The organism is Thiomonas delicata, from assembly GCF_900088825.1.
In the GTDB taxonomy this organism is placed as follows: domain Bacteria; phylum Pseudomonadota; class Gammaproteobacteria; order Burkholderiales; family Burkholderiaceae_C; genus Thiomonas_A; species Thiomonas_A delicata.
In genome coordinates this window covers 703,983-730,979 of sequence record NZ_LT592170.1, presented here as the reverse complement: position 1 = coordinate 730,979, position 26,997 = coordinate 703,983, and the positions used below count along the sequence as shown (strand labels likewise).

The following is a 26,997-nucleotide window of genomic DNA, read 5'->3' as shown; positions in this document are numbered from 1 at the left end:
TTCTTCATTCATGTGTGTTGCGCGGCTCCGGCATCCGCACTCAAAATCCGCCACTTGAATGAAACACATCATGTTCCCCATGGCTTTGAAACGGAATGTCCTGAACCGCTGCGCCACCTCGCTGCATTCCTTTGGCCTGCTGCTCGTGGCGGTCTTCGCCTTGGCGGCCCAGCCAGGCACCGCAATGGCTGCGCCCGCCGGCGCCAATCTGACCCTGGGCATCGAAAACGGCCTGGTGCAGGAAAGCGCCGTCGAAGTCGGCACCACGGCGCAAAGCCTTGCCGATCTGATCGGCAACGCCACGGGCCGCAAAGTTATCTGGGAAGCCCGCTACTCCACCGCGGCCGCGAACCATGGCGCCGGCGGCCAGGGCTTCGATTTCATGTTCAGCAAACCGGCCAACCTGACGGCGACACTGCTCGCCAAGGGCTGGCATCTGGTCGCGGTAGCGAAGCTTCCGATCGAGTTCGGCACGGACTTCATCGCCCAGCCCTGTCCGGGCAAACCCGGCGAAGCGCTGCTGGGCGGCCCCACGCTCGCAGTCCTGGGGGTTCAAGACGCCCCTGCGGCCACCTGCGTCCCGGTGGCCCAGATCTGGAAGTCCCCCTCGGCCATCCTGCTGACCCCGGCCAAGGGCAGTTTGATCGACAAGGTCGCCAGCAAGCTCTGGCTTGAGCACGCCAGCACCCTGCCGCGGATCGTCCACGTCGAGTACCAGAACGCCATCACCGGATTCATGCAGACCACGCGCGCGGCCGTGATCGGCGCGGTCACGCCCATGATCTCCAAAACCTGGAAGGCCGAAGGCGGCGTGGTCCTGGCGCATCAGGCGCTGCCGTTTTGGGCGCTGCTGGCCGCGCCAGGCACGTCGCCCGATGCGGTGGACAAGGTGCGCGCGGCGCTCGTCGCCACGGGACGTGACAGTTTTCTCAACAAGTCGCTGCACATCGACGGCTGGGAAAACGGCAATCCGAAGACCTACGCCGAACTGCTCCGTTGGCTCGATGCCAAGCCTTGAGATGCGCGAGCGGGCGGTTGCAGCCGCCTTGCTCACCATCCGTCTCGGATCAGGCGCGCAGCGGGCGTGACGCTCGCGGGCTGGGCCGGCCAGTTGATCTCGACTTGCGTGCCGCCGGGCGTCTGCTCGCCAGGCGCACCAGAAATGGTCCCCTCCGTCGCATCGAACCTAGCGCTGCGCGAATGCCAATGGACTTCGCCGCCCAGGGCATGCGCGCGCGTGCGCATGCTGCGCAGACCCTGCCCCTCTGGCGCCCGTAGGGGGTCAAAACCCCGGCCGTCATCGCCGATCTGCAAACGCAGATGCACGCCTTCGCGCTTCAGGCGTACCTGCACCCGTTTCGCGCCGGCATGGCGGATGGCGTTGGTGATCGCTTCATGCAGCAGGCCACGCAACTGGTACTGCTGCAGGGCATCCAGGTGCATGCCTTGCCATGCGGCCCCGTCCGCTTCGGCGTCTTGGCCCGTGATCGGCCAGTCCAGCGCAATGCCCGCCACGGCAAGGCGCTGCGCGGTATCGTGCCGCAAGTCGGCGAGGAAATCCGCCTGCGGCAATTCCGGCTGCGCCAGACCCCGCACGACCATGCGCATCTGCGCGATGGCATCTTCGAGCAGCGTGCGCAACCGGGCGTCGCCGGTGCTGTGCAGCGCGGTGAGAAGCTTGGCACCAAGCTCATCGTGCAGATCCTGGGCGATGCGCCTGCGTTCTTGCTCCACGCCTTGCACGAAGGCGTCGCGCCCGCCCGCAGCCTGGTCGAGCAGGCTGCACAACGAACGCACGAACGCCACGTCCTGCGGCGAAAACAATTTGAGCCCGCCATTGCGCCCCACGAGCCGGCGCGCGGCCATCCCGCCCGTGGACGGCACCTGAAGCTCCAGGCCCTCGGCGCCCAGGATCACTTCCTTGCCCTCGCCGCCCTCTTGCGGCTTCGACTGCAAGGGGTTGAACAGGTTTTGCAGCAGATTGAGCCAACGCTGCTCGCGCGCCATGGCGCCCGGCGTGAAGGCGACTTCCACCACCTGGGGCAAGACCACGTGCATCGGCGCCGGGGGTTTCTGCACCATGCGGCCCCACAACCATTGGCGCACCGGAAAGTACAGGGCACCACAGATCAACAGCGTGACCACCAGCGACGGTCCCGGATTGAAACCCACCGCCAGCGCCAGCATGAGATCCAGGGCGACGACCGCGACCACGCCGAGCGCCCAGAGCAAGAGCCGATAGGCCCAGCGGTCGAGGTCGAACAGGCGGTAGCGGCCGATGCCGAAGGCCAGGCCGCCGAACACCACGAGAAAAAAACCGAAGGCATAACCCTGGGATATGGGCGGGAACACCGCCAGGAGATTGGATCCCGCGGTGACCACCACGAACAGCAAGCTGCCGAACAGGGCCGACATGTTGAACCAGCGCAGCGCGGCCCGGTCCGCGGGATGCAGGCGCGCGCGGTGCCATTGCACCACCGCCAGACTGATGGCCAGCAGCATCTCCACCAGAATGGGCAAGCGCCCGCCCCAGTTCTGGCTGGGCACGAACTGCCAGGTATCAAGCCCCCACCAGGGCAGGAATACCAGGGGCAGGACGAGCAGCGCGGCGGGGTTCGCCAGGGGGCGCGGATACATCATGAACAGGCCGGCCATGGCCATGCCGAAGCTGATGGCGCCGAGATGGTTGAGCGCAGAGAGCGCCCGGAACACCTCGCCCGGCAGGGCCAACTCCCGCGTGCTGTACACCGCGGCGGCGGCCGTCGTGACCAGCAGCAGCAAGCCCGCCGCGGCCAGCATGCGCGCAGCCCAGTCGCGGGGGCGAAGCGCCCACACCCATGCGCCCAGCAGCCACGCCAGCACGCCCACGGCAATCTGGAACCAGAACATGACGGGCAGCGTCCGCATGGGGCGCCAAGGAGCCGGCTTGACTCGGGTTTCGCCGCGCGTTCCGTCCGGCCCCGTCCATCGCAGCAGCACGGGCCCCGACAACACGTCGGCGATTTGCGATTGCCGCGCGAACAATCTGCGCATGTCGGCGTAGCTGTCGAAAAAATCCGGATCTTCGATCAAGTCCTCGGGCACGAGGTGGATGAAAGGTCCGGGCGCAGCGCCGGATGGGGCCGCGGCGATCGCCGACAGCCAGACCCCTGCGGGGAGGGCCGCAGCCGGCCCTCCGGGCGAGACCCCGTCGACCACGATGCGCGCGGGCGCTGACGTCTGCCCGACGCGCGCGGCCACCCCGAGTTCGAGCCCCAGCCAAGGCTGCCGCAACGCAGTCCAGGCGGCGGCCACGCTCAAGCCGAACGCCAGGAACAGCGCCATGATGATGACGCGCGAGGGCGCCATTGAGCTTTGCATGCGTTCCCCCGGCCGGGCCATGCTCGATGCCTGGCTCCGGCGGTAACTCTTCGTTACGTCGATATCTTAGGGTGTTGCGCCGCGCAGGGCGAAAGGACTTGCGCGCGGGGCAAGGCTCGCCCCGGGGACGTCAGAGCCGGGCCAGCATGGCGTCGATGAAACGCCCGGCGACGTCGAAACCTGTTTGTTCGCTGATTTCAACAAAACAGGTGGGGCTGGTGACGTTGATCTCGGTGAGGCGGTCGCCGATGATGTCGATGCCGACCAGGAGCAGGCCGCGCGCGGCGAGTTCGGCGCCGATGGCCTGGGCGATGGCGCGATCCGCCGGGGTCAGCGCCTGAGCCACGCCCAGGCCTCCGGCCGCCAGGTTCCCGCGCGTCTCGCCCCCTTGGGGAATCCGCGCCAGGCTGAAGGGAACCGGCTCGCCGCCGATGAGCAGCACACGCTTGTCTCCCTGCGCGATCTCGGGAATGAAGCGCTGGGCCATGATGGTGCGCCGGCCGAAATCGGTAAGGGTTTCGAGCACCACATTCAGGTTGACGTCCGGGCTGCCGTCACCCCCCTGGCGCAAGCGGAAAATGCCGGCCCCGCCCATGCCGTCGAGCGGCTTGACGATGATGTCGCCATGTTCGGCGGCGAAGGCGCGCAAGGCGGCCATGTCGCGGCTCACCAGGGTTGCCGGGATGAACTGCGGCCACTCCAGGATGGCGAGCTTCTCCGGGTGGTCGCGCAACGCGCGCGGGCGGTTGAACACACGCGCGCCCTCCCGCTCGGCCTGCTCCAGCAGATGCGTGGCGTAGAAGAACTCGCTGTCGAACGGCGGGTCCTTGCGCATCAACACCGCGTCGAATTCGCGCAGCGGCCGCACGACATGCTCGATGTCGCCGAACCAGGGCTTGGCGCCATCGAGCAGCTGCACATGGCGGCACTGGGCCTGCACCGGACCCGCCTCGGCCTGGCCCGCGCCGCCCAGCCAGTGCAGCTGCCGCGGCTCGCAGGCCCAGACGGCGAAGCCGCGGCGCTGCGCCTCGCGCATCATGGCCAGGGTCGAGTCCTTCTTCGGGTTGAAGGCCTCGAGCGGATCGGCGACGAAGAGGAGGTTCATCGCGCGGCGGGGAAATGGGTTCGCATCACTTCAGATCGTCTCGGTCTCGGGGTCCGTGCGTTCGAGTTCGTAACTCGCGGCCACCAGCGCCAGGCGGGCAATCACGCCGTACATGTAGAAGCGGTTCGGGCCATTGGTGCCGGGCTTGGCGTCGGGGTGGGTGACGTTGAACTGTTCGTCGAAGGCCAGGGGCACGAAATGCATGCCGGGCGAGTTGAGGTTCTCGCTCGGCCCGCGCTCGGCATGCACGCGATAGAAGCCGCCCACCACATAGCGGTCCATCATGTAGACCACGGGTTCGCACACCGCCTCCTGCAGGCGCTCGATGCTGGGAATGCCCTCCTGGATGATCACGTCCCGGACTTCCATGCCCTCCTTGACCACGCTCATCTTGTTGCGCGTCTTGCGATTGAGGTCCTTCACCTCGCTGGCGTCGTGCACCATCATCACGCCCATGCCATAGGTGCCGGCATCGGCCTTGACGGCAACGAAAGGTTTTTCGTGGATGCCGTATTCCTTGTACTTCTTGCGCACCTTGCCGAGCACGGTGTCGACGGCGTCGGCCAGGCAGTCCTCGCCCTGGCGCTCGTGGAAGTCGATGTTGCCGCAATGCGCGAAATACGGGTTCAGCATCCAGGGGTCCACGCCAATGAGCTTGGCGAAGCGCTTCACCACATCGTCATAGCTCTTGAAGTGGGTGGTCTTGCGCCGCGTGGTCCAGCCCGCGTGCAGGGGAGGCAGAACGTATTGCTCGTACAGGCCTTCCAGGCTGGCCGGCACGCCGGAGGAGAGGTCGTTGTTGAGCAGGATGGTGCAGGGGTCGAAGTCCTTCGTCCCCAAGCGGCGCTTGCCGCGCACGAGGGGCTCGAGCAGCAGGCTGTCGCCATTGGGCAGTTGCACCGACGTGGGCTCGGTGATGGCCTCGTCCACCGTGCCGACGTGCACCTTCAACCCGGCCTGGTGGAAGATCTGGGTCAGCCGCGCAAGATTCTCCAGATAGAAGGTGTTGCGGGTGTGCTTCTCGGGAATCAACAGCAATCCCTTGGCCTCGGGGCAGATCTTCTCGATGGCGGCCATGGCCGCCTGCACGGCCAGCGGAAGCATCTCGTCGGACAGGTTGTTCCATCCACCTGGGAACAGGTTCGTGTCCACCGGGGCCAGCTTGAAGCCACCGTTGCGCAGGTCCACCGAGGCGTAGAACGGCGGCGAGTGTTCCATCCACTCCAGGCGGAACCAACGCTCGATGGCGGGCTGGGCTTCGAGAATCCTTTGCTCGAGTTCGAGCACCGGACCGTTTTCTGCGGAGACGAGATGAGGAATCATGCGTGGACGGATGTTGTGGTTTGAAGCCATGCCGGCAGCGCGCGCGGCGGCACGAAGGCGGACGGGAATCTGCAAATTGTGACAGAGCCGCGTGATTCCTGCCGGCGGCAGCGCCCAGAAAAAAGCCCGGCGCTCGGCCGGGCTGAAGATTCCGCTGGAGATGCGGCCGGGGCGAGAGGATCACCCCGGTGAAACCATCCTGCAATCAAACCAGGTTCAGAGCACCTGCTCGCCATGCAGACTGATGTCGAGGCCCTCGCGCTCCTGCTCCTCGCTGACGCGCAGGCCGATGGTCATGTCGACGAGCTTGAGGATGATGAACGTGACGATGGCATCGTAGATGATGGTCACGGCGACGCCCTTGGCCTGAATCAGGAGCTGGCCCGGATTGCCTTCGAGCACGCCGGCGGTACCGCCGATGGCCTTGACCGCGAACACGCCGGTCAGCAGCGCGCCGAGAATGCCGCCGATGGCGTGCACGCCGAAAGCGTCGAGCGAGTCGTCGTAGCCGATCATTTCCTTCATGTACACCGCGGTCCAGAAGCACACCACGCCAGCGGCGATGCCGATGGCCAGCGCGCCGGTCGGGCCGACGAAGCCGGACGCCGGGGTGATCGCCACCAGGCCCGCCACCGCACCGGAGCAGATGCCCAGGATGGTGGGTTTGCCGCGCGACATCCACTCGGCGAACATCCAGCCCAGGGCTGCTGCCGCGGTGGCGATCTGCGTGGCCGCCATGGCCATGCCGGCGCGGTCGCTCGCAGCCACTGCGGAACCCGCGTTGAAGCCGAACCAGCCCACCCACAACAGCGAGGCGCCGATCATGGTCAGGACCAGGTTGTGCGGGGGCATCGGCTCCTTGCCATAACCCACCCGCTTGCCCATCACGAGGGCGGCCACCAGGCCGGCGACGCCGGCGTTGATGTGCACCACGGTACCGCCCGCGTAGTCGAGCACGCCGTCACCGCCCAGCCAGCCGCCGGGGCCCCAGACCATGTGGGCGATGGGCGCATACACGGCCAGCAGCCAGCAGCCCATGAACCACAGCAGCGCGGAGAATTTCATGCGATCGGCGAACGACCCCACGATGAGCGCCGGCGTGATGATGGCGAAGGTCATCTGGAAGGTCATGTAGGTCGTCTCGGGGATGGTGGGCGCCAAGGCATTCGCGCTATCCAGCCCCATGCCGGAGAGGAAGAACCGGCTCAGCCCCCCGATGAATCCGCTGCCCGAGGTGAACGCCAGGCTGTAGCCGACGATCATCCACAGCACCGTGACCAGGCAGGTGATGGCGAAGCTTTGCATCAACGTGGCCAGCACGTTCTTCTTGCGCACCATGCCGCCGTAGAACAGTGCCAGGCCGGGGATGGTCATCATCAGCACCAGGGCGGTGGAGGTGAGCATCCAGGCGTTGTCGCCGGAATTGATGAAGGCCGCGGGATTGGGCGCCGCCGCCGCCGCGGGTGTTGCAGCTGGCGCCGGAGCAGCTGCGGGCGCGGCGGCTGCGGGTGTCGCCGCGGCCGGGGCGCTGGCCGTTTGCGCCCAGGCGCTGCCCGGGCCGGCCAAGGCCGCCATGGACAACGCAAGAATGGCAAGAAACTTTTTCATGTCGATGACCTTTCTGTGAGGGCTGGGATCAGAGTGCATCGCCGCCGGTTTCGCCGGTGCGGATGCGAACGACCTGCTCGATGGAGGAAACGAAAATCTTGCCGTCGCCGATCTTGCCGGTGCGGGCGGAATTTTCGATGGCTTCGATGGTGCGTTCGACCAGGGTGTCGGGAACCGCGGCCTCGATCTTGACCTTGGGCAGAAAATCGACGACATATTCAGCCCCGCGATACAACTCGGTGTGTCCCTTCTGCCGCCCGAAGCCCTTGACCTCGGTGACGGTGATGCCCGTCACACCGATGCCGGACAAGGCTTCACGCACCTCGTCGAGCTTGAACGGCTTGATGATGGCCATGATCATTTTCATGGGTTGCTCCTTCCTGATGGGGTGGGGTGTGCTCAGAACGAATAAACGGCTTGCAACTCGAGTGAAGTTTGCTTGGTGGTGGCGTTGCCGTCCTTGGAGAAGATTGCCAAATCCGATTTGTCCTGACGGACTTCGGCAGACAGTTTGAAGTTCGTCACGGGGGTGTAATTCACGGCAAGCGTCAGTTCCTTGAGCTTGTTTGGCGTTCCATTCGCAGGACTGAAAGTTGGTGCCGCGTTCACCGTAACAATGCCGTTTTTGTCGTCGATGTACTCACCTCGCGCAGAAATCATCCATTGACTCGTCACTGCGTAGTTGGCATATAGCGCCAAGCCATTTGCCTTGCCGGTGCCCGTGGCACCATTAGCAAGGCTGGCGTTGTCCTTCGACAGAATATCCACGTTTGCGGCGAAACTTAGCGCGTCCGTCGCATTGAACGTGCCGACCAAGTCGAGCAACTGAAGCACGCCTGTCGCGCTGCCGGTGTACAAGGGCGACTGGCCGCGGTAATACGCACCCGAGTACGAGAACATCTTGCTCGGCGAGCCCGATGCGCCGAGTTCGATCGTCTTGGCGGTGCCGGCGGGCGAACTGGTGAAGTTCCAGCCGTTGTTGACGCCTGCCGTCAGGGTCAAGGCGCCGGAAACCGCGTAAGCCGCGCGCAGACCCGTGTGCGTGCCGGGCTCCATGTCCCAGAACAGCAGCGAGCGGGAAATCTCGTTGTCGGCCGCGGGATTGACCACCTCGGCCCCAGCCAGGGTGGAGTACTTGCCGGCCATCACCGTAAGCGGCCCGGTGGCGTATTGCACGAAGGCGTTGTTGAGGTCGAACTGGCCGCCAGAATTGCATGAAACAGTTGCAGTTGCAGTTTGGTAGCACTCGCCATTACGCAGGATCTTGGCATCCGACCCGGCGATGGCCGTCACCTGTGCCCCGGCGCCGGACGTCGGTAGATACGACAACGTCACGGCCGCCTGGTTGAGCTTGAAACCATTCTGGCTGGTGTCGAAAGCGCGCAGTGCGGGGGTGGTGTCGAAATGGGTGTAGGTGGACGCCACATAGCCCGTGATGTTCAATCCCGGGGTCGCCGCCAGCACCGCGCCCAGGCTCGGGGCTGCGGGCGCTGCCGGGGCGGTCTGGGCGCAGGCGAAACCGGTGTATCCGTAAGCAGCAGCAATGCAAGCGGCAAGCACGATTTTTTTCATCAAGGTTCTCCCGGAACGTTGGATTTGCGAGTGGCACACAGTGGGCGGAGCTGATCCCAACCCTGGCCTTGCTCAGCAGATTTCATGCCAGCCGATCTCGATGTCAGTCACACAATGATTCATCGGGCTTCTGTGCTCCAGGCGCCCAAATTTGGCGTCACGAGCACCAAAAAAGTGCATGTAGCGTTTCAGGCATGCACCAGCCGTGGCGATGATGGCAATAAACGCCCGTTTTGGTGCGCGCCAATCCTTGGGTTGCCCATCGGTTCATGCACAAAAACCGCCCGCAACGCGTCCTGCTGCAAGCGCGGCGTGCCGCTGTCGGCCCGCTCCCGGCGCAGGTTGTTTTGGCCTGCCGGCCGATTGCCGCCACAATAGGGCCTGGCTCCCACGCGTCACCCCTTCACCATGAACGACTCCGCACCCAACTCGCCCAAGGCCTTCCTGCGCCGCGCCGCCGAGGCACTGGATAAATCGCCGCTCAAGGACATGCAACGCAATGCGCGCGCGTTGGCGCAGTCGGCCGCCGGGCGGCTGGACCTCGTCAGCCGCGATGAATTCGACGCGCTGCAGGCCGTACTGGCCGCGGCCAGCGCCCGCATTGCCCAGCTGGAGGCCCAGGTCGCCGCGCTGGAAGCGCAGGCGGCCCCGCACACCGATTCGCCCGCTTCGCCCTGACCGGCATGGCCCTGGCCCTGGTTGCCAGCCGCGCCCTGCTGGGTCTGGAGGCGCCGCCGGTCCAGGTGGAGGTTCACCTGGGGAACGGCCTGCCGAGCTTTTCCATCGTCGGACTGCCCGAGGCCGAAGTCCGCGAGTCGCGCGACCGCGTGCGCAGCGCGCTGCTCAACAGCGGCTTTACGTTCCCGGCCTCGCGGCGCATCGTCGTGAACCTGGCTCCTGCCGACCTGCCCAAGGAGTCCGGCCGGTTCGATCTGCCCATTGCGCTGGGCCTGCTGGCCGCCGAAGGCAGCATTCCGATGCAGGCCCTGCTTGGGCATGAATTCGCGGGCGAGCTGTCGCTGTCGGGCGCACTGCGCCCGGTGCGCGGCGCCCTGGCCATGGCCTATGCCATCAGCCGCCGCGACGCAGCGCATGGCATCGCGCCGTGCTTCGTACTCCCCGCCGACAGCGCCGCCGAAGCCGCGCTGGTCGCCCCCGAGGCCGTGCTCGGCGCCCGCCACCTGAGCGATGTCGTCGCGTATCTGTGCAAACAGCGCGACGCCGCCAGCCTGCGCCCGGCGGCGCCCGCAAGTATTGCGGCCGCCGATACGCCCGACATGTCCGACGTCCGCGGCCAGGCGGCGGCCAAACGCGCATTGGAAATCGCCGCCGCCGGCAGCCACCACGCCCTCATGGTGGGACCGCCCGGCAGCGGCAAGTCGATGTTGGCGCAACGTTTCGCCGGCCTGCTGCCGCCGATGCAGCCCGAGGAGGCGCTGCAAAGCGCTGCGGTCCTGAGCCTGACGGGGCGTTTCGACGTGTCGCGCTGGGGACAGCGCCCATTCCGCAGCCCCCACCACACCGCGTCCGCCGTGGCCCTGGTCGGCGGCGGCGCAGGCGCTGTCCTGCGCCCAGGTGAAATTTCATTGGCCCACCAGGGAACCTTGTTCCTCGACGAGCTGCCCGAATTCGACCGCAATGTGCTGGAAAGCCTGCGCGAACCGCTGGAAACCGGGCGCATTCATATCTCGCGCGCAGCGCGGCAGGCGGAATTTCCGGCGCGCTTCCAGTTCATCGGGGCGATGAACCCCTGCCCCTGCGGCTACCTCGGCCATGCCACGCGCGCATGCCGCTGCACGCCCGAGCAGGTGGCCCGCTACCAGGGACGCATCTCCGGGCCGCTGCTCGACCGCATCGACATCCAGGTGGAGGTCGGCGCGCTGGCGCCGGACGAACTGTTGCGCATGCCGCAGGGGGAGCCCAGTGGCGCCATTGCCGCGCGGGTGCGGGACGCCATGCAACGCCAGCTCGCCCGGCAAGGCTGCCCGAATGCCGCCCTGTCGGGTGCTGCGCTGGATTCGCATTGCGCGCTGGACGACGCGGCAGCGCAATGGCTAACCGATGCGCTCAGGCGCCTGGGCTGGTCGGCCCGCGCGGCGCATCGCACGCTCAAGGTGGGACGCACCATCGCCGATCTGGCCGGGCAAGACAACATCGCGCTGGCGCACCTGGCCGAGGCGGTGCAGTACCGCAGGGTGATCTCAGGCTGAAGCGGTGGGCGCGAACGCGGCGCCCGAAACGATCACGGAATGGGGTTCAGCCCGCCATTGGCACTGAATTGCACGCGCTGCCCCACCGGCGGCGCGGCGCCCAGCGTGGTGGTGCGCACCTGCCCGTCGTCCATGCGCACCTCGACACGATAAACGGTGTGCGCATTCATGCGCTTTTGCACTTCGTTGCCGGCAAAGCCTCCGCCGACAGCGCCGACTACCGTGGCCGCGGTGCGGCCATTGCCGCCCCCGATCTGGTTGCCGAGCAAGCCGCCCACCAGGCCGCCCACGATGGCCCCCACGCCATTGGCCTGGCCCTGCTCCTGCACCGGCGTCACGGCCACCACGGTGCCGCAACTGGCACAAGCCGGTGGCTGCGGCGCCTGCGTCTGCACGGGTTGCGGCGCAAAGGTTTGCGGCGCGCCGCTGCGCGCCGTCGTGGACTGCGCGGACTGTTCGCGCCGTTCGCCGGCCGCAACGCGACGGCTGGGTTGCGCCTTCGCCTGTCCGGTCGAGGATTGCAAGGGCGCGAATTGCGCGGCCCCCGGCGCTGCCGGATTCGCGCCGGTCACGGCCACCGCAGACTGCGGATTGTTGCCGCCGCCCAAAGCCGCACCGGAAGGCATCGCGGCCGAAGCGCCCATGCCGGCAGCCTGGGGTCCGGCCGTGGGCGCGGCCGGGACGCTCAACTTGTAGAGCACCGCGGCCAGCAGCACCACGATGATGGCGCCGAAGATGCCGCCGGCGATCCAGACCCCCTTGGGTATGGACGAACCTGAGGACGATTGGGGTGGAAGAGAGTTTTGCATGGCGATCCAGAGTAAGGGTGCGCTTGGAGCAAGAGCATGTTCGTGCCGAAATGCACAAGGCACGCCGGGAATTGTCTGCCATTTAACGAGCACACTCCGCGATGGATGACAAGACCGCATTCGGGCGACCCTCGTGCCACGCCCAAAAATCTTGCGGCGGAAGGCGGCGCGCGCCTTCCCGTCATCCAGAGACAACGGCCACCGCCAGACGGCGCCACTTTGCCCGCGAATGTCCAGCGGTTTTTGTTCACAAAATAAGGGGCCGTGCATGCCTACGGGCTTTGAACCTTGCCCATATCATGTTTAGCCCCATGGCCCAGAGTTCCGCTTCGCGCCACCGCCGGCCAGAGTTCCTCCGCGCATTCATGCTGCCCTTGCACTTTCCATGAGCCCCAACTCAAACCTGCGTACGCCCAACACCGGAGGAACTGGCCACCTTCAACCGGCAGCCGCGCGCCCCCATCGAGGCTTGCGCTTGCTGCCTCTGGCGCCCTTGCTCGCCGTCGTCGCGATGTCCGGCTGCACCACGGTCGGGCCGAATTTCAAGACTCCGCCCGCCCCCGCCGTGGCAAGCTATACCCGCGCCCCGCTTCCCGCCGGCACGGCCTCCGCGCCGGGCAGCATGGGCGGGGCGCAACGCTTTGGCGCCACGCAGACCGTGGCGCCGGACTGGTGGCGGCAATTCGGTTCGGCCCGGCTCGACGACTTGGTTCAGCAGGCGCTGCGCAACAGCCCCACGCTGGCCGCCGCGGAAGCCACCCTGCGGCAAGCGCAGCAGACCTACGCCGCACAAGCGGGTTCCACGCTCTACCCCACGGTCAACGGCAAGCTCGGCGTCAGCCGCAACGCCTTCAGTAGCTCGAGCTTCGGACAAAATAGCGGCTCGACCAATATCTTCAACCTGTACAACGCCAGCGTCGCGGTCAATTACAACCTCGACCTGTTCGGTGGCAACCGCCGCGCGCTCGAGGCGCTGGCGGCGCAGGCCGATTACCAGAGTTTCCAACTCGCCGGTGCACGCCTGACCCTGGCCGCGAACGTGGCCGTCACGGCCTTCAACCAGGCCCAGTTGGGCGCGCAGATCGAGGCGACCGAGGCCATTCTCAAGGCCCAGGAAAGCCAGCTGGACATTGCCCACAAGCGCTTCGCGCTGGGCGCGGCCGCCAGAACCGATGTGCTGACCCTGCAAACCCAGGTGGAGCAAACACGTGCCAGCCTGCCGCCGCTGCGCAACAAGCAGGAGCAGGCCAACCATCTCCTGGCTGTGCTCATCGGCCAGGCTCCGGGAGCAGCCGACATCCCCCGCTTCACGCTGACCGACTTCGCGCTGCCCTCCAACCTGCCGCTGGTCGTGCCCTCCGATCTGGTGCGCCAGCGGCCCGACATCCAGGCGTCCACGGCGCTGCTGCATGCGGCCACCGCGCAATACGGCGTGGCGGTGTCCAATCTCTATCCGCAGATCAACCTGAGCGCCAGCCTGGGCACCCAGGCCCTGACCACCAGCGCCCTGTTCGGCCCGGGCTCCATCGTCTGGAATCTGGCCGGGCAGCTTGCCCAGCCCTTGTTCAACGCCGGCCTGAAAGCCGGCGCCAACGCGGCACAGGCCAGCCTGCAGGCCGCCGGCGCCAACTACCAGCAGACAGTGCTGCAAGCCTTGCGCAACGTGGCCGACGCGCTGCGCGCGCTGGATAACGATGCCCAGACCCTGCAGGCGCAGGCGGCCGCCGACGCTTCGGCGCAGGAGTCGCTCAAGCTCGTCGCGCAGCAATACCAACTGGGCGCGGCCAGCTACCTGCAGTTGCTCACGGCGCAGCAGCAGGCGCAGCAGACGCGCATCGGGCTGATTGCGGCGCAGGGACAGCGACTGGCCGACAGCGCCGCGCTCTACCAGGCCATGGGCGGCGGTGTGCTGAACACGCACGGCACATCGCCCGTTGCGCCCATGGCAACCGCGCAGTGAAGCGGCGGGCTTGACGGCGCAGCGATTCAATTTCCACGCCGGTGCCGCACGCACGCCGGCTTGAACCGATCGACACAGACAAACCAGTTGGAACGGAGTTATCGATGGCTAAAGGCACCACCAAGCGCATGATCATCATGCTCATCATCGCCACCGTGCTCGTCGGTGGGGTGGTGTGGTTTCAGCACTTCAAGAAGACCATGATCGCCAAGGCGATCAAGGGCCAGTCCAATCCCCCGCAGACGGTGTCGACCATCGTGGCGCAGACGTCGGCCTGGCAGCCGTCGATCGAGGCGCTGGGCAATCTGCGCGCCAGCGAACAAGCCAGCCTGAGCCCCGAGGTGAATGGGCTCGTCACGGCCATTCACTTCAAGTCCGGCGAGAAGGTGCGCGCCGGACAGCCTTTGGTGGAACTCAACCCCTCGCCGCTGCGCGCGCAACTGGCTCAGCTGCAGGCGCAAGCTGCGCTGGCCGAACTCAATCTCAAGCGCGATAAGGCCCAGCTCCAGGTTCAGGCCATCAGCCAGGCCGTCGTGGACACCGACACGGCCACGCTCAAGAGCATGCAGGCGCAGGTCGCGGCGCAGAAGGCGCTGATCGCGCAGAAAACGATCTCGGCGCCGTTCTCCGGCCAGCTCGGCATCCGCCAGGTGAACCTCGGCCAGTATCTGGCGCCGGGCACGCCCGTGGTCACGCTGCAGAAACTCGATCCGATGGAGGTGGACTTCACCGTGCCGCAGAACCAGATCGACCTGATCCATATCGGCATGAAGGCCGAACTCAAGACCAGCGCTGTTCCGGGCAAAACCTTTGCCGCCACGATCACCGCCGTCGAACCGCAGATCGAAACAGCCACGCGCAATCTGATGGTGCGCGCGCGTGTGCCCAACCCGAAGAACGAGCTGCTGCCGGGGGTGTTCGCCACGGTCACGCTCAGCGAGGGTCCGCCGCACCAGTACGTCACCCTGCCCAATGCCGCCGTCACGTACAACCCGTATGGCGCCACCGTCTACATCGTCAAGAACGAGGGCAAGGAAGCCAACGGCAAGCCCAAACTCGTCGCCCAGCAGCGATTCATCACCACCGGGCCCACGCGCGGCGACCAGGTGGCCGTGATCAAGGGCGTCGAAGCCGGCGAAACCGTGGTGACCTCGGGGCAACTCAAGCTGCGCAATGGCTCGCTGATTCTGGTGAACAACAGCGTGCAGCCGAGCGACAGCGCCCATCCGCAAGTGCCCAACTCCTGAACGCCGCCCTCAACGGAAGCCGCGCATGAACAAGAAATTCACCGACATCTTCATCGAGCGCCCGGTGCTGGCCACCGTGGTCAGCCTGGTGATCCTGGTGCTGGGCCTGCGCTCCATGGGTTTGCTGCCCGTGTTGCAGTTTCCCTATACGCAGAACGCCGTGGTGACCATCACGACCGCCTATCCCGGCGCCGACGCCAACCTGGTGGCCAGCTTCATCACCACGCCGCTGGAAAATGCCGTCGCCCAGGCCAATGGCATCGATTACATGACGTCCTCCAGCGTGCAGGGTTTGAGCACCATCACCGCCAACCTGCGCCTGAACTACGACCCGGACAAGGCGCTCACCGAGATCAACACCAAGGTGAACTCGGTGATCAACCAGCTGCCGCCGCAATCGCAAAAACCAGTGCTATCGGTGAGCATTGGACAGACCATCGACGCCATGTACATCGGCTTCTACAGCGATGTGCTCAAACCGAACCAGATCACCGACTACATCATCCGCTCGGTGCAACCCAAGCTGCAGGCAGTCGACGGCGTGCAGACCGCCGAGATCCTGGGCGCCAAGAACTTCGCGCTGCGCGCCTGGCTGAACCCGCAGAAGCTCGCCGCCTACGGGCTCACCGCGGCCGACGTGTATTCGGCGCTTGCGGCGAACAACTACCTGGCCTCCACCGGCAATGCCAAGGGCCAGATGGTGCAGATCAACCTCTCGGCCAATACCGATCTGAAGTCGCTCGCCGGCTTCAAGAGCATGATCGTGAAGACCGTGAACGGCCAGGTGGTGCGCCTGGACGACGTGGCTAACGTCACCCTCGGTTCGGACGACTACGACAGCTCGGTGGCCTTCGACGGCAAGACCGCGGTGTATGTCGGCATCCAGGTAGCGCCGGCCGCGAATCTGCTCGACGTGATCGCGCGCGTGCGCAAGGTGTTCCCGGAAATCCAGTCGCAACTGCCGGCCGGGCTCAAGGGCGCCATCGTCTATGACTCGACCAAATTCGTCAACGCCTCCATCGACGAGGTGGTCAAGACCCTGCTGGAGGCCATTCTCATCGTCACCGCGGTGGTGTTCGTCTTCCTCGGCTCGCTGCGTTCGGTCATCATCCCGCTGGTGGCCATTCCGCTGTCCATCATCGGCACCTTCACCGTGATGCTGGCGCTGGGCTACTCCATCAACCTGCTGACCCTGCTGGCCATCGTGCTGGCCATCGGCTTGGTGGTGGACGACGCCATCATCGTGGTGGAAAACGTCAGCCGCCACCTCGAGGAAGGCATGAGCCGGATGGATGCCGCCGTGCGCGCCGCGCGCGAGCTGGCCAACCCCATCATTGCGATGACCATCGTGCTGATCGCGGTGTACGTGCCCATCGGCTTCATGGGCGGCCTCACCGGCGCGCTGTTCACCGAATTCGCCTTCACCCTGGTGGGCACGGTCACCATGTCGGCCATCATCGCGCTGACCCTGTCGCCGATGATGTGCTCGCGCCTGCTCAAGGCGCCCGACCCGCAGAGCCACAACTGGCAGGACCGCCTGGTGCTGTTCCTGGACCGCAGCTTCGACCGCCTGCACAAACGCTACGAGCGCACCCTGCACGGCTCGCTGAACTATCTGCCGGTGACAGCGGTCATGGCCCTCATCATTCTCGGCTCCATCTACTACCTCTATTCGACGTCGATGTCCGAGCTCGCGCCGCAGGAAGACCAGGGCATCCTCATTTCCATCGCTTTCAACAACCCCACCGCCACCCTGGCGCAGCGCCAACTGTCCGCCAATCAGGTGTACGACGTCTACAAGACGTTCCCGGAAACCGACCACGTGTTCCAACTCAACTCACCCAGCCAGGTCATCGGAGGCATGGTGCTCAAACCCTGGGACGAACGCAAGCGGACCACGGCCCAGTTGCAACCGATTCTGCAAAAAGACCTGAGTCACATCGCCGGCTCGCAGATCGCCGTGTTCCAGCCACCGCCGCTGCCGGGCGCGCGCGGCCTGCCCATCCAGTTCGTGCTCACGACCACCGAACCCTTCTCCAAACTCTACGAGGTGTCGCAGAAGTTCCTGCAGGACGCGCTCAAGAGCGGGCAATTCATCTTCCTGCAGTCGGACCTGCGCATCGACCTGCCGCAAACCCGCATCGACATCGACCGCAATATGGCCGCGCAGTTGGGCCTGAACATGCAGGACATTGGCCAGGCTCTGTCGGCCATGCTGGGTGGCGGCTACGTCAATTTCTTCGAACTCGACGGCCGGTCCTACAAGGTCATTCCGCAGGTGGAGCAGCGCTTCCGCCTCAACCCGGACCAACTCAAGCACTACTACCTGCGCACGTCGAGCGGCAGCATGGTGCCACTATCCACCGTGGTCCATCTCAGGACCACGGTGCAGCCCGAGACCATCAACCACTTCCAGCAGCTCAACTCAGCCACCATCCAGGGTGTCGCCATGCCAGGCATCGCGCAAGGTCAAGCACTCGATGATTTGCGGCAACTCGCGCAGCGCACCCTGCCAGCCGGTTATGGCTACGACTACGCCGGCCCTTCGCGCCAGTTCATGCAGGAGTCGGGCGGTCTGGTGCTGACCTTCTTCTTCGCGCTGGTCATCATCTTCCTCGCCCTGGCCGCGCAGTTCGAGAGTTTCCGCGACCCCATCATCATCCTGGTCTCGGTGCCCATGGCGATCTCCGGAGCGCTGCTGTTCATCAATCTGGGCATCGGCCACGCCACGCTCAACATCTACACCGAGGTCGGACTGGTCACGCTCATCGGCTTGATCTCCAAGCACGGCATCCTGATCGTGGAGTTCGCCAACAACCTGCAGCGCGAGGGCCGCTCCAAGCGCGAGGCCATCGAGCACGCCGCCGGCATGCGCCTGCGCCCCATCCTGATGACCACCGCGGCCATGGTGCTGGGCGTCATGCCGCTCATCACCGCCAGCGGCGCGGGAGCGGTGAGTCGTTTCAACATGGGCCTGGTCATCGCCACCGGCCTGTCCATCGGCACGCTGTTCACCCTGTTCGTGGTGCCGGCGATGTACATGATGCTGGGCGCGGATCACAGCCACGAGGCCCGGGCCAGGGCCTTGCGCGAAGCCGAAGCGCTGGAGGCTGCCGGCGCGGCACCGCACGCGAAGCCGGCAGACAGTTAAGCCTTGCCTGCCGCTCGCGCTCGAAGGCCGGCAATGCCGGCCTTTGTTTTTCCTTGCGGCGGGAATCGCCCCGTCAAACCAATCTGTCGGACGCCTTTTGCACCGCCTGCAGCTTGCGCCCGCTGCGGCGCTCCCAGTCGGCTTCCTGATCCCGGTCCACCGGGCCGACGTGGAAATAGCGGGCCTGGGGATGCGCCAGGTAAAAACCGCTGACGCTGGCCGCGGGCAGCATGGCCCAGCTTTCGGTGAGCGACATCTCGGCGTCGCCCGCACCCAGCACCGAGAACATGGCCTCTTTCACCGAATGCTCGGGGCAGGCGGGGTAGCCGGGCGCTGGGCGGATGCCGGTGTATTGCTCGGCGATGAGCTGGGCGTTGTCGAGACGCTCGCCCGCGGCATAGCCCCAGAAATCGGTGCGCACACGCAGATGCATCCATTCCGCCAAGGCTTCGGCCAAGCGATCGGCCAGGGCCTTGAGCATGATGGCCTGGTAGTCGTCGTGCGCGGCGAGAAACTCCTCCACCTTCTTCTCCACGCCCAGGCCGGCGGTCACGGCGAACAGGCCGATGTGATCCGGCGCCACGCCTTTCGGGGCGATGAAGTCGGCCAGCGCCAGGCTGGGGCGGCGCACGCCGTCGACCACCGGACGCTCGGTCTGCTGGCGCAGGCCATGCCAGGTCATCAGGACTTGCGCGCGGGTCTCGTCGGTGTAGATCTCGATGTCGTCGTCGTCCACGCTGTTGGCGGGCCACAGGCCGATCACGGCGTGCGCCTGCAGCCAGCGTCCTTCGACGATCTTCTTCAGCATGGCCTGCGCGTCGGCGTAGACCTGCCGCGCCTGCTCGCCGACCACCGCGTCGTCCAGGATCGCCGGATAGGGGCCGGCTAGGTCCCAGGTCTGGAAGTAGGGACCCCAGTCGATGAAGTGCGCCACCTCGCCCAGGTCGACATTGCGGAACAGGCGCTTGCCGATGAACTTGGGCGCGGGGGGAAGGCCCGCGGGCCAGTCGATGCGCAGCTTGTTGGCGCGCGCCTGGGCGAGCGTGATCAGCGGCGTCTGCTTCTTGCCGGCATGCTGGGTGCGGATGCGGTCATAGTCCGCCCGCAGCTCGCCGACGAAGTCCGCCGCCTGCTCGGACAGCAGGCTTTGCGCGATGCCCACGCTGCGCGAGGCGTCGGGCACGTAGACCACGGGACCCTCGTAATGCGGCGCGATCTTCACCGCGGTGTGCACGCGGCTGGTGGTGGCTCCGCCGATGAGCAGCGGAATTTTCTTGACGCGGAAGTAGTCGTCGCGCTGCATTTCCGCGGCGACGAACTGCATCTCCTCCAGGCTCGGCGTGATCAGGCCCGACAGGCCGACGACGTCGGCGCCTTCCACCTTGGCGCGCGCCAGGATGTCCTGGCAGGGCACCATCACGCCCATGTTGACGACGTCGAAGTTGTTGCACTGGAGCACGACCGTCACGATGTTCTTGCCGATGTCGTGCACATCGCCCTTGACCGTGGCGATGACGATCTTGCCGCGCGGCTTGACGTCGCCGCCGGCGGCCTCGATGAGACGCTTCTCCTCCTCGATGTAGGGAATGAGGTGGGCCACGGCCTGCTTCATCACCCGCGCGCTCTTGACCACCTGCGGCAGGAACATCTTGCCCTGGCCGAACAGGTCGCCGACGATGTTCATGCCCTCCATCAGCGGTCCCTCGATCACGGCCAGCGGGCGCTTGCCCTCGGCGGCGAAGCGCGCGCGCAGCTCCTCGGTGTCTTCGGTGATGAAATCGGTGATGCCGTGCACCATGGCATGGCTCAGGCGCTGCTCCACGGGCTGCGCGCGCCAGGCGTTCTTGGTGCCCTCGTCGCGCACGGTGCCCTTCACGCGCTCGGCCATCTCCACCAGGCGTTCGCCGGCGTCGGGCCGGCGGTCGAGCACCACGTCTTCCACGGCCTCGCGCAGTTCGGGGTCGAGATCGTCGTAGACGCCCATCTGCCCGGCGTTGACGATGCCCATGTCCATGCCGGCCTTGATGGCGTGGTAGAGGAACACGGTGTGGATGGCCTCGCGCACGGCGTCGTTGCCGCGGAAGGAGAAGCTCACGTTGGACACGCCGCCGCTGACCTTCGCGCCCGGCAGATTGGCCTTGATCCAGCGCGTGGCGTCGATGAAGTCCACCGCGTAGTGGTTGTGCTCCTCGATGCCAGTGGCGATGGCGAAGATGTTGGGATCGAAGATGATGTCCTCGGGCGCGAAGCCCACCTCGTCCACCAGGATGCGGTAGGCGCGCGCGCAGATGTCCTTGCGCCGCTGCAGGGTGTCGGCCTGGCCTTTCTCGTCGAACGCCATCACCACGGCGGCCGCGCCGTAGCGCCTGACCAGCCGGGCCTGGCGGCGGAATTCGTCCTCGCCCTCCTTCATCGAAATGGAGTTGACGATGGCCTTGCCCTGCACGCAGCGCAGGCCGGCCTCGATGACCTCCCACTTCGAGCTGTCGATCATCACCGGCACGCGGGCGATGTCGGGCTCGGACGCCATCAGGTTGAGAAAACGCACCATCGCCGCCTTGCTGTCGAGCATGGCCTCGTCCATGTTCACGTCGACGATCTGCGCCCCGTTCTCCACTTGCTGCCGCGCCACCGCCAGGGCCTTGTCGAACTCGCCGGCCAGGATCATGCGGGCGAAAGCCTTCGACCCGGTGACGTTGGTGCGCTCGCCGATGTTGACGAACAGCGATCCCGGACCGATGGCCAGCGGTTCCAGCCCCGACAACAACAGGGGCGGCGGCGCGGCGGCCGTGCTGGACGCATCGGTGGCGGAGTCAGGGTTGGTGGTCATGGAGGGTTCTTGGAATGCGGGGTGAAGGACGCTGTGCGGACGAGCCGCCCATGTGCGGAGAAAACCCGGAGGCCGGGCGGGATGCCGCGGAAACCCGGCCGCGCGACGCGAACCTGCGCCCGCGCGGTGCCGGCTTGGACGAATGCGAGAATGCCGGCATGACCGACCCGAACAGCCCTGGCATTTTAGGCACCGCCCCATGTCCCTGTTTCGCCGCCCCCGTCCAGCCCTGACCTCCTTCGCCCTGCGCGACTGGACCCCGCGCATCGTCGAGGTGCTGCTGCGCATGCCGGCGTGGCTGCGCCTGTCCAAATCCGAAGCGGCCCTGCTCGCCGGATACATGGAGATCCAGTTCGTGCCGTCCGGCCTCGTCTTCATCCGCCAGGACGACCCCAGCCAGACCGACGGCATGATGCTGCTGCTGGACGGCGAGGTCAGCGTCGAGAAAAGCGCCAGCCAGACCTCGGACAGCCTGGTGGTGTCCATCGCCCAGCCGGGCGCGCTGCTCGGCGAGATGGGCATCCTGAACGACGCCCCGCGCTCGGCGAGCTGCGTGGCCTACACCGACGCCGTGCTGGCCCTGCTCACGCGCGACGCGCTGGAGCGCCTGGTGACCGAATTCCCCCAGGTCGCCGCCAAGCTGGCGCTGGGCATCGCTTCGCGCCTGGCCGAACGCCTGCGCTCCACCTCCAGCAAGCTGTCCACCCTGTCGCAGGTGACCGCGGCGATGCACCCCACGCTGGACGCCTCCACCCTTGCCGGCGGACTCAAGCGCAGCAAGACACGGAAGGGATGACATGGAACGCGCCGTGAAGGAGATCTCCCCCTCCCTGCCTCCCCCACGAGGCGGGGGAGGTGAGTGCGGCGCTGTGCGAGCGTGAGAAATGCCCCTCCCGGACGCCCCCGCTGGCGGCAGCTCGCCCTGCCCAGGCATGGGGCGGGTCGGGACGGGGCAGGAGTTCGGGCTGTCAAGGATTGAGGACACATCCGCAAAGGGCACGGGGAACATGGACAGCACAGAGCGCGCCAGCTTGATGACCATGATCGAGCGCACCGCCGTTTTCGGCGCGCTCGGTCCGGATGCGCGGGAGGCGCTGCTGCCGTATTTGGAGCCGTGCCACCTCGCGGGCGGCGAGACCCTGTGCCGCCGCGGCGACGTCTCCGACGCCTTGTACGTGCTGTGCTCCGGCAGCCTGGGCGCGTTCGGCCCGGGCCTGTCCAGCGAGCAAGAACGCCTGCTCGGCGTGATCGCGCCCGGGGAAACGGTGGGCGAACTCGGGCTGCTGACCGAGCAGTCGCGCAGCGCCACGGTGCGCGCGCTGCGCGACTGCACCCTGCTGAAGCTGTCGCGTGGCGACATGCTGCTGAGGCTGATCGGCGCTTATCCCCAGGCCCTCGTCGGAACCCTGCGCTACGTGCTCGAGAGACTGTTGCGACGCGATATGGGCGAGGCCCTCACGCCGCCGCGCACCTTCGCGCTGCTGCCTTTCGATGACGGCGTTCCCGTGCGCGAGACGGCCGCGAGCCTGGCCGCCGCGCTGTCCGACCACGGGCGGGTCCTGGTGATCGATGCCGCGCTGGGCCGCAACCGCGACGCCGACTGGCACAGCGCGCGCGAACAGGAACACCGCTTCCTGCTCTATGTCGCGGACGCCGGCGATGCCGCCTGGCGCGCGACCTGCGTGCGCCAAGCCGACCAATTTCTGATGCTGGCGCGCGCCGATGCCCACGCCGGACCCTGGCCGGACGCGGTCTGCCAGTCCGGCGCCGATGCCCTGCACCGGGTACGCCGGCTGCTCCTGCTGGGCGCTGCGGGCGCGCCGCGCCCGGGAAGCACGGGACCCTGGATGGCGCAATTCGAAGGGCCGGTCTCGCCCCACCACCTGCGCGGCACGCCGGATTACGCGCGGCTGGGGCGCCACCTCGCCCACCGCGCCGTCGGCCTGGTGCTGTCCGGCGGCGGCGCACGCGGCTTTGGCCACATCGGCGTGGTGCGCGCGCTGCGCGAACTCGGCCAGCCGATCGATGCCGTCGGCGGCACGAGCATCGGCGCCATCATCGGCGCCGGCGTGGCCTGCGAGTGGGACGACGCCGAGTTGCTGGACTACATGCGTCAGGCCTTCATCCGTGGCCATCCCCTGCGCGACCTCACCGTGCCGCTGATCGCCCTGACGCGGGGCGCGCGCACCACGCGGCTGCTGCGCCGCACGTTCGGCGAACGCCAGATCGAGGACCTCGCCCTGCCGTTCTTCTGCGTTTCGGCCAACCTCACGCGCGGCTGCGCCGACGTGCACACTCTGGGCCCGCTCTGGAAATGGCTGCGCGCCGGCGCCGCCATCCCCGGCCTGCTGCCTCCGCTGCTGGACGCCGGCATGGTGCATGTGGACGGCGCCGTGGTGAACAATTTGCCGACCGACGTGATGCGCGACCGCGGCGTGCATCAGGTGATCGCCGTGGACATCAGCGGCGACGACGCCCTGCCCGCGAACTTCGAAGACGTCGCCCTGCCGACCCTGCCGCGACTGACCTGGGAATGGCTGAACGGCCGGCAATGGCCCAGCCTGTTCGCCATCCTGGCGCGCTCGGCCATGGCGTACAGCGACGCCGGAAGCCGCAATCGGCGCAAGCTGGCCAGCCATCTGCTGACGCCGCCGCACGGCGCGGTCGGCCTGCTCAATTGGAAGGCCTACGAGCAAGTCATCGAGCGCGCCCACCGCTACACGCTCGACAACTTCGCGCAGCAGCTCGCCGCAAGCCAAGACGTCGCCCCCGCACCGCACGGCCCACCGGCCTGAGGCGCGACGCCGCGTCCTGGTTTCGGGGCCGGATGCACATGTCCGAATCCGGCCGGAATATCGCAGCGGCATGCCTTAGAGTAAGCGCATGGACCTCGACCCGGACACCTGCTACGAAGCTCTGCTGTCGCGCGACCGGCGTTTCGACGGCCGGTTTTTCGTCGGCGTGCGCACGACCGGCATCTACTGCCGGCCGGTTTGCGCGGTGCGCTCGCCGATGCGCCGCAACTGCACGTTTTTCGCGAGCCCAGCAGCCGCCGAGAAAGCCGGATTCCGGCCCTGCCTGCGCTGCCGCCCCGAGCTGGCGCCGGGCCACGGCCTGCCGGACATGTGCAGCCGCCTGGCCCAGGCCGCGGCGGGGTTGATCGACGAGGGTTTCCTGAACACGGCGAGCGTCGCCGCGCTGGCGCGCCGCGTCGGCGTCACCGAACGGCACCTGCGGCGCATCTTCGGCGCCGAGTTCGGTGTGTCCATGCTCGACCTGGCCCAGACCCAGCGCCTGCTCTTGGCCAAGCGCCTGCTGACCGAAACCGACCTTCCGGTCACCGACGTGGCGCTCGCCGCCGGGTTCGGCAGCGTCAGACGATTCAACCACCTGTTCCTGCAACGCTACGGCATGAACCCGCGCCGCCTGCGCAAGGCGGCCGATGGCGTGCCCGCGCAGACCCTGACGTTCGCGCTGGGCTATCGCCCGCCGCTGGCGTGGGCCGAACTGCTCGGCTTCCTGGCGCAACGGTGCATCGCCGGGGTCGAGCATGTCGAGCGCGGCCGGTATGCGCGCACCCTCGAACTGCAGCATGGCGGGCACGACTTCATCGGCTGGATCGCGGTCGCGCACGCGCCCGCGCGCTTCGTGGTCGAGGTCACGCTGCCCGTGACGCTCACGCCGGTAGTGGCCCCCATCCTGGCACGCGTGCGGCGGCTGCTCGACCTCGGCGCCAGCCCCGACCTGATCGACTTGCATCTGGGCGCCCTTGCCGCCGGACAGCCGGGCCTGCGCGTGCCCGGCGCGTTCGACGGCTTCGAGGTCGCCGTGCGCGCCATCGTCGGGCAACAGATCTCGGTGGCGCATGCGCGCGCCGTGCTGGGGCGCATCGCGCAAGCGTTCGGCACCCGCGTCGAGGCGGCGCCCTGCGGCCTCGCCACCACCTTCCCGCGCGCCAGCGTGCTCGCCGGCGCCGATGCGGCGGCCTTGCAGGACACCGGCATCACGCGCATGCGGGCCGGCGCCATCATCGCGGTGGCGGACGCCGTCGCCACGGGCCGCATCGCGCTGGATCCGCGCGCCCCGTTGGACGCGACACTGGCGGCGCTGCGCGGCATACCCGGCATCGGGGAGTGGACGGTCCAGTACATCGCCATGCGCGCGCTGGCCTGGCCGAACGCCTTCCCGGACGGCGACGCCGTGCTCAAGCGGCGGCTCGGCTGCGCCAGTGCCTCGGCGCTGAGACGGCATGCCGCCCGCTGGGAACCCTGGCGCGCCTATGCGGTGCTGCACCTGTGGCGGCAAGACGAAAGGAGTCAGCCCTCATGCACGGCTATCTGATCACCAGCCCGCTCGGCGACATCGCCCTGCGCGCCGACGGCAACGCCCTGACCGGGCTGTTCTTCGTCGGCCAGAAGTTCTTTCCGGCCCTCGCGCTCGGGCGGCTGGACCACGGCGCGCCAAGCGTCGTGGTCCAGGCACGGAAGCAGCTCGCCGCCTACTTCGACGGCACGCTGCAGGCCTTCGACCTTCCGCTGCGCCTGTCCGGCACCGCCTTCCAGCTCCGCGTCTGGCGCGAGTTGTCGGCCATTCCCTACGGCGCGGTGACGTCCTACGGCGCCATCGCCGCGCGCATGGGCCTGGGCCCCGAGCATGCGCGCGCCGTGGGCGGCGCCATCGGCCGGAACCCGGTTTCGATCGTCGTGCCCTGCCACCGCGTGCTGGCCGGCGGCGGCGGCCTGGCCGGCTATGCCGCAGGCCTAGGCCGCAAACAGGCGCTGCTTGCGCTGGAGCACGGCACGCGCGCGCCGGAGCTGGCGCGCCCCGCACCCCCCCAAACACCGTACGCGAGCACACCGCAATGAATCTGGCTGAACTCTTCCTGCTGGCCTCCATCTGGGGCGCCTCGTTTCTGTTCATGCGCATCGCGGCGCCCGAACTCGGCCCCATCCCGCTGATCGCCCTGCGCGTGGGCATCGCCGCCATCGTGCTGGCCCCGGCGTTGCGCACGGCGGCCTTGCGCAGCCAGTTCCGCGCCAAGGCCTGGCCCCTGTTCGTCGTCGGCATCACCAATTCGGCGATTCCGTTCAGCCTGTTCGCCTACTCGACGCTCTACGTCCACGCCGGCCTCGACTCCATCCTCAACGCCACCACCCCGCTGTGGGCCGCGCTCATCGCCGCGGCCGGATTCCAGGTCCCGATGGGCCGCCAGCAGATCGCCGGCCTGCTGTTCGGCATGCTGGGCGTCGTCGTGCTGGTGTGGCCCACGCTCGACGCCGGCGGCGCGGGCGTGCCATCGGCGGTCGCCGCAGCCTTGCTCGCGGCACTGTTCTACGGTTTCGCCGTGAACTACTCCAAGCGCCACCTGGCGGGCGTCAAGCCCTATGTCGTGGCTTTCGGCAGCCAGTTCTTCGCCGCAGTCGTGCTGTTGCCGCCGGCGCTGTTCCTGTGGCCGGGGCACGCCATCGCGCCTGGGGTCTGGGCCAGCGTCGCCGCGCTGGGCATCGTCTGCACGGGCTTTGCCTATGTGCTGTATTTCCGGTTGGTCGAGCACGTCGGCGCGGCGTATGCCGCCTCGGTCACCTTCCTCATTCCCATCTTCGGCGTGCTCTGGGGCGCCTTATTCCTGGCCGAGAACATCACCCTCGCCACGGTGGCGGGCTGCGCCATCATTCTGTTCGGCATCGCCCTGGCCAGCGGAAGGCTCAAGGGTTTGCCGGGACGCAAGCGGGACGTGAAGGCCATGTGAGGTGCATGCCTGCCCCGGCAAACGGGGTCTTGCCGACGCCTCGGGCCACGCTTTTTCCCGTCGATCCGGGCGG

The 26,997-nt window shown here is 67.2% G+C and carries 19 protein-coding genes; 11 read left to right on the top strand and 8 right to left on the bottom strand.

All coding sequences use genetic code 11. The features are described 5' to 3' along the window. Positions 1-79 precede the first annotated feature (79 nt). Positions 80-1,018: a substrate-binding domain-containing protein gene (locus tag THIARS_RS03445; protein ID WP_141202328.1), complete on the top strand. Its 939-nt coding sequence runs from the start codon at positions 80-82 to the stop codon at positions 1,016-1,018. Between the two features lie 32 nt (positions 1,019-1,050). Here the strand turns inward: THIARS_RS03445 and THIARS_RS03440 are convergent, their stop codons facing one another. The 6 genes from THIARS_RS03440 to THIARS_RS03415 all read right to left on the bottom strand — a co-directional run bounded on the left by THIARS_RS03440 (position 1,051) and on the right by THIARS_RS03415 (position 8,968). Then, the gene (locus THIARS_RS03440) at positions 1,051-3,360 is read right to left on the bottom strand and encodes a sensor histidine kinase (RefSeq protein WP_186436554.1); all 2,310 of its coding nucleotides are present in this window, start codon (positions 3,358-3,360) and stop codon (positions 1,051-1,053) included. A 130-nt stretch (positions 3,361-3,490) separates the two neighbouring features. Next, on the bottom strand, positions 3,491-4,465 hold the full coding sequence (gshB, locus tag THIARS_RS03435; protein ID WP_094159480.1) for a glutathione synthase: 975 nt from the start codon (positions 4,463-4,465) through the stop codon (positions 3,491-3,493). A 30-nt stretch (positions 4,466-4,495) separates the two neighbouring features. Next, positions 4,496-5,788: a glutamate--cysteine ligase gene (gshA, locus tag THIARS_RS03430; RefSeq protein ID WP_094159479.1), complete on the bottom strand. Its 1,293-nt coding sequence runs from the start codon at positions 5,786-5,788 to the stop codon at positions 4,496-4,498. A gap of 216 nt (positions 5,789-6,004) precedes the next feature. Then, the gene (locus THIARS_RS03425; RefSeq protein ID WP_094159478.1) at positions 6,005-7,396 is read right to left on the bottom strand and encodes an ammonium transporter; all 1,392 of its coding nucleotides are present in this window, start codon (positions 7,394-7,396) and stop codon (positions 6,005-6,007) included. Between the two features lie 28 nt (positions 7,397-7,424). Beyond that, a complete protein-coding gene (locus THIARS_RS03420) occupies positions 7,425-7,763 on the bottom strand; it encodes a P-II family nitrogen regulator (RefSeq protein ID WP_094159477.1) in 339 nt (112 codons plus the stop codon). 32 nt (positions 7,764-7,795) lie between these two features. After that, the gene (locus THIARS_RS03415; protein WP_094159476.1) at positions 7,796-8,968 is read right to left on the bottom strand and encodes an outer membrane beta-barrel protein; all 1,173 of its coding nucleotides are present in this window, start codon (positions 8,966-8,968) and stop codon (positions 7,796-7,798) included. Positions 8,969-9,376: 408 nt separating this feature from the next. On the opposite strand from THIARS_RS03415, the gene THIARS_RS03410 reads away from it, so the two are divergent. Then, positions 9,377-9,646, top strand: coding sequence for an accessory factor UbiK family protein (locus THIARS_RS03410; RefSeq protein ID WP_094159475.1), 270 nt, complete (start codon positions 9,377-9,379; stop codon positions 9,644-9,646). A 5-nt stretch (positions 9,647-9,651) separates the two neighbouring features. Next, positions 9,652-11,178 carry a YifB family Mg chelatase-like AAA ATPase gene (locus THIARS_RS03405; RefSeq protein ID WP_094159474.1) on the top strand — a complete coding sequence of 509 codons (1,527 nt, stop codon included), beginning with the start codon at positions 9,652-9,654 and terminating at the stop codon, positions 11,176-11,178. A gap of 32 nt (positions 11,179-11,210) precedes the next feature. Here the strand turns inward: THIARS_RS03405 and THIARS_RS03400 are convergent, their stop codons facing one another. Beyond that, positions 11,211-11,987 (bottom strand): glycine zipper 2TM domain-containing protein, encoded by a 777-nt coding sequence (locus THIARS_RS03400; RefSeq protein ID WP_094159473.1) that lies wholly within the window; start codon positions 11,985-11,987, stop codon positions 11,211-11,213. A 511-nt stretch (positions 11,988-12,498) separates the two neighbouring features. On the opposite strand from THIARS_RS03400, the gene THIARS_RS03395 reads away from it, so the two are divergent. The 3 genes from THIARS_RS03395 to THIARS_RS03385 all read left to right on the top strand — a co-directional run bounded on the left by THIARS_RS03395 (position 12,499) and on the right by THIARS_RS03385 (position 18,345). Then, complete coding sequence (locus THIARS_RS03395; protein WP_094160602.1) at positions 12,499-13,947, top strand: efflux transporter outer membrane subunit; 1,449 nt, start codon at positions 12,499-12,501, stop codon at positions 13,945-13,947. A 104-nt stretch (positions 13,948-14,051) separates the two neighbouring features. Beyond that, the gene (locus THIARS_RS03390; RefSeq protein WP_094159472.1) at positions 14,052-15,194 is read left to right on the top strand and encodes an efflux RND transporter periplasmic adaptor subunit; all 1,143 of its coding nucleotides are present in this window, start codon (positions 14,052-14,054) and stop codon (positions 15,192-15,194) included. A 25-nt stretch (positions 15,195-15,219) separates the two neighbouring features. Next, positions 15,220-18,345, top strand: coding sequence for an efflux RND transporter permease subunit (locus THIARS_RS03385; protein ID WP_094159471.1), 3,126 nt, complete (start codon positions 15,220-15,222; stop codon positions 18,343-18,345). Between the two features lie 73 nt (positions 18,346-18,418). On the opposite strand, the gene metH is transcribed toward THIARS_RS03385, so the two are convergent. Next, positions 18,419-21,175 (bottom strand): methionine synthase, encoded by a 2,757-nt coding sequence (gene metH, locus THIARS_RS03380; RefSeq protein WP_094159470.1) that lies wholly within the window; start codon positions 21,173-21,175, stop codon positions 18,419-18,421. A gap of 199 nt (positions 21,176-21,374) precedes the next feature. Between metH and THIARS_RS03375 the strand changes: the two genes are divergently transcribed. From THIARS_RS03375 to THIARS_RS03355, 5 genes are all read left to right on the top strand, one after another. Continuing rightward, positions 21,375-21,971 (top strand): cyclic nucleotide-binding domain-containing protein, encoded by a 597-nt coding sequence (locus tag THIARS_RS03375; protein WP_186436553.1) that lies wholly within the window; start codon positions 21,375-21,377, stop codon positions 21,969-21,971. Positions 21,972-22,182: 211 nt separating this feature from the next. Next, the gene (locus THIARS_RS03370) at positions 22,183-23,970 is read left to right on the top strand and encodes a patatin-like phospholipase family protein (protein ID WP_186436552.1); all 1,788 of its coding nucleotides are present in this window, start codon (positions 22,183-22,185) and stop codon (positions 23,968-23,970) included. 88 nt (positions 23,971-24,058) lie between these two features. Continuing rightward, positions 24,059-25,516, top strand: coding sequence for an AlkA N-terminal domain-containing protein (locus THIARS_RS03365; RefSeq protein ID WP_094159467.1), 1,458 nt, complete (start codon positions 24,059-24,061; stop codon positions 25,514-25,516). Further along, positions 25,501-26,040, top strand: coding sequence for a methylated-DNA--[protein]-cysteine S-methyltransferase (locus THIARS_RS03360; RefSeq protein WP_094159466.1), 540 nt, complete (start codon positions 25,501-25,503; stop codon positions 26,038-26,040). Before THIARS_RS03365 ends, THIARS_RS03360 begins: the two co-directional genes overlap by 16 nt. Then, positions 26,037-26,924 (top strand): DMT family transporter, encoded by an 888-nt coding sequence (locus tag THIARS_RS03355; protein ID WP_094159465.1) that lies wholly within the window; start codon positions 26,037-26,039, stop codon positions 26,922-26,924. Before THIARS_RS03360 ends, THIARS_RS03355 begins: the two co-directional genes overlap by 4 nt. The last annotated feature ends 73 nt before the right edge of the window (positions 26,925-26,997 follow it).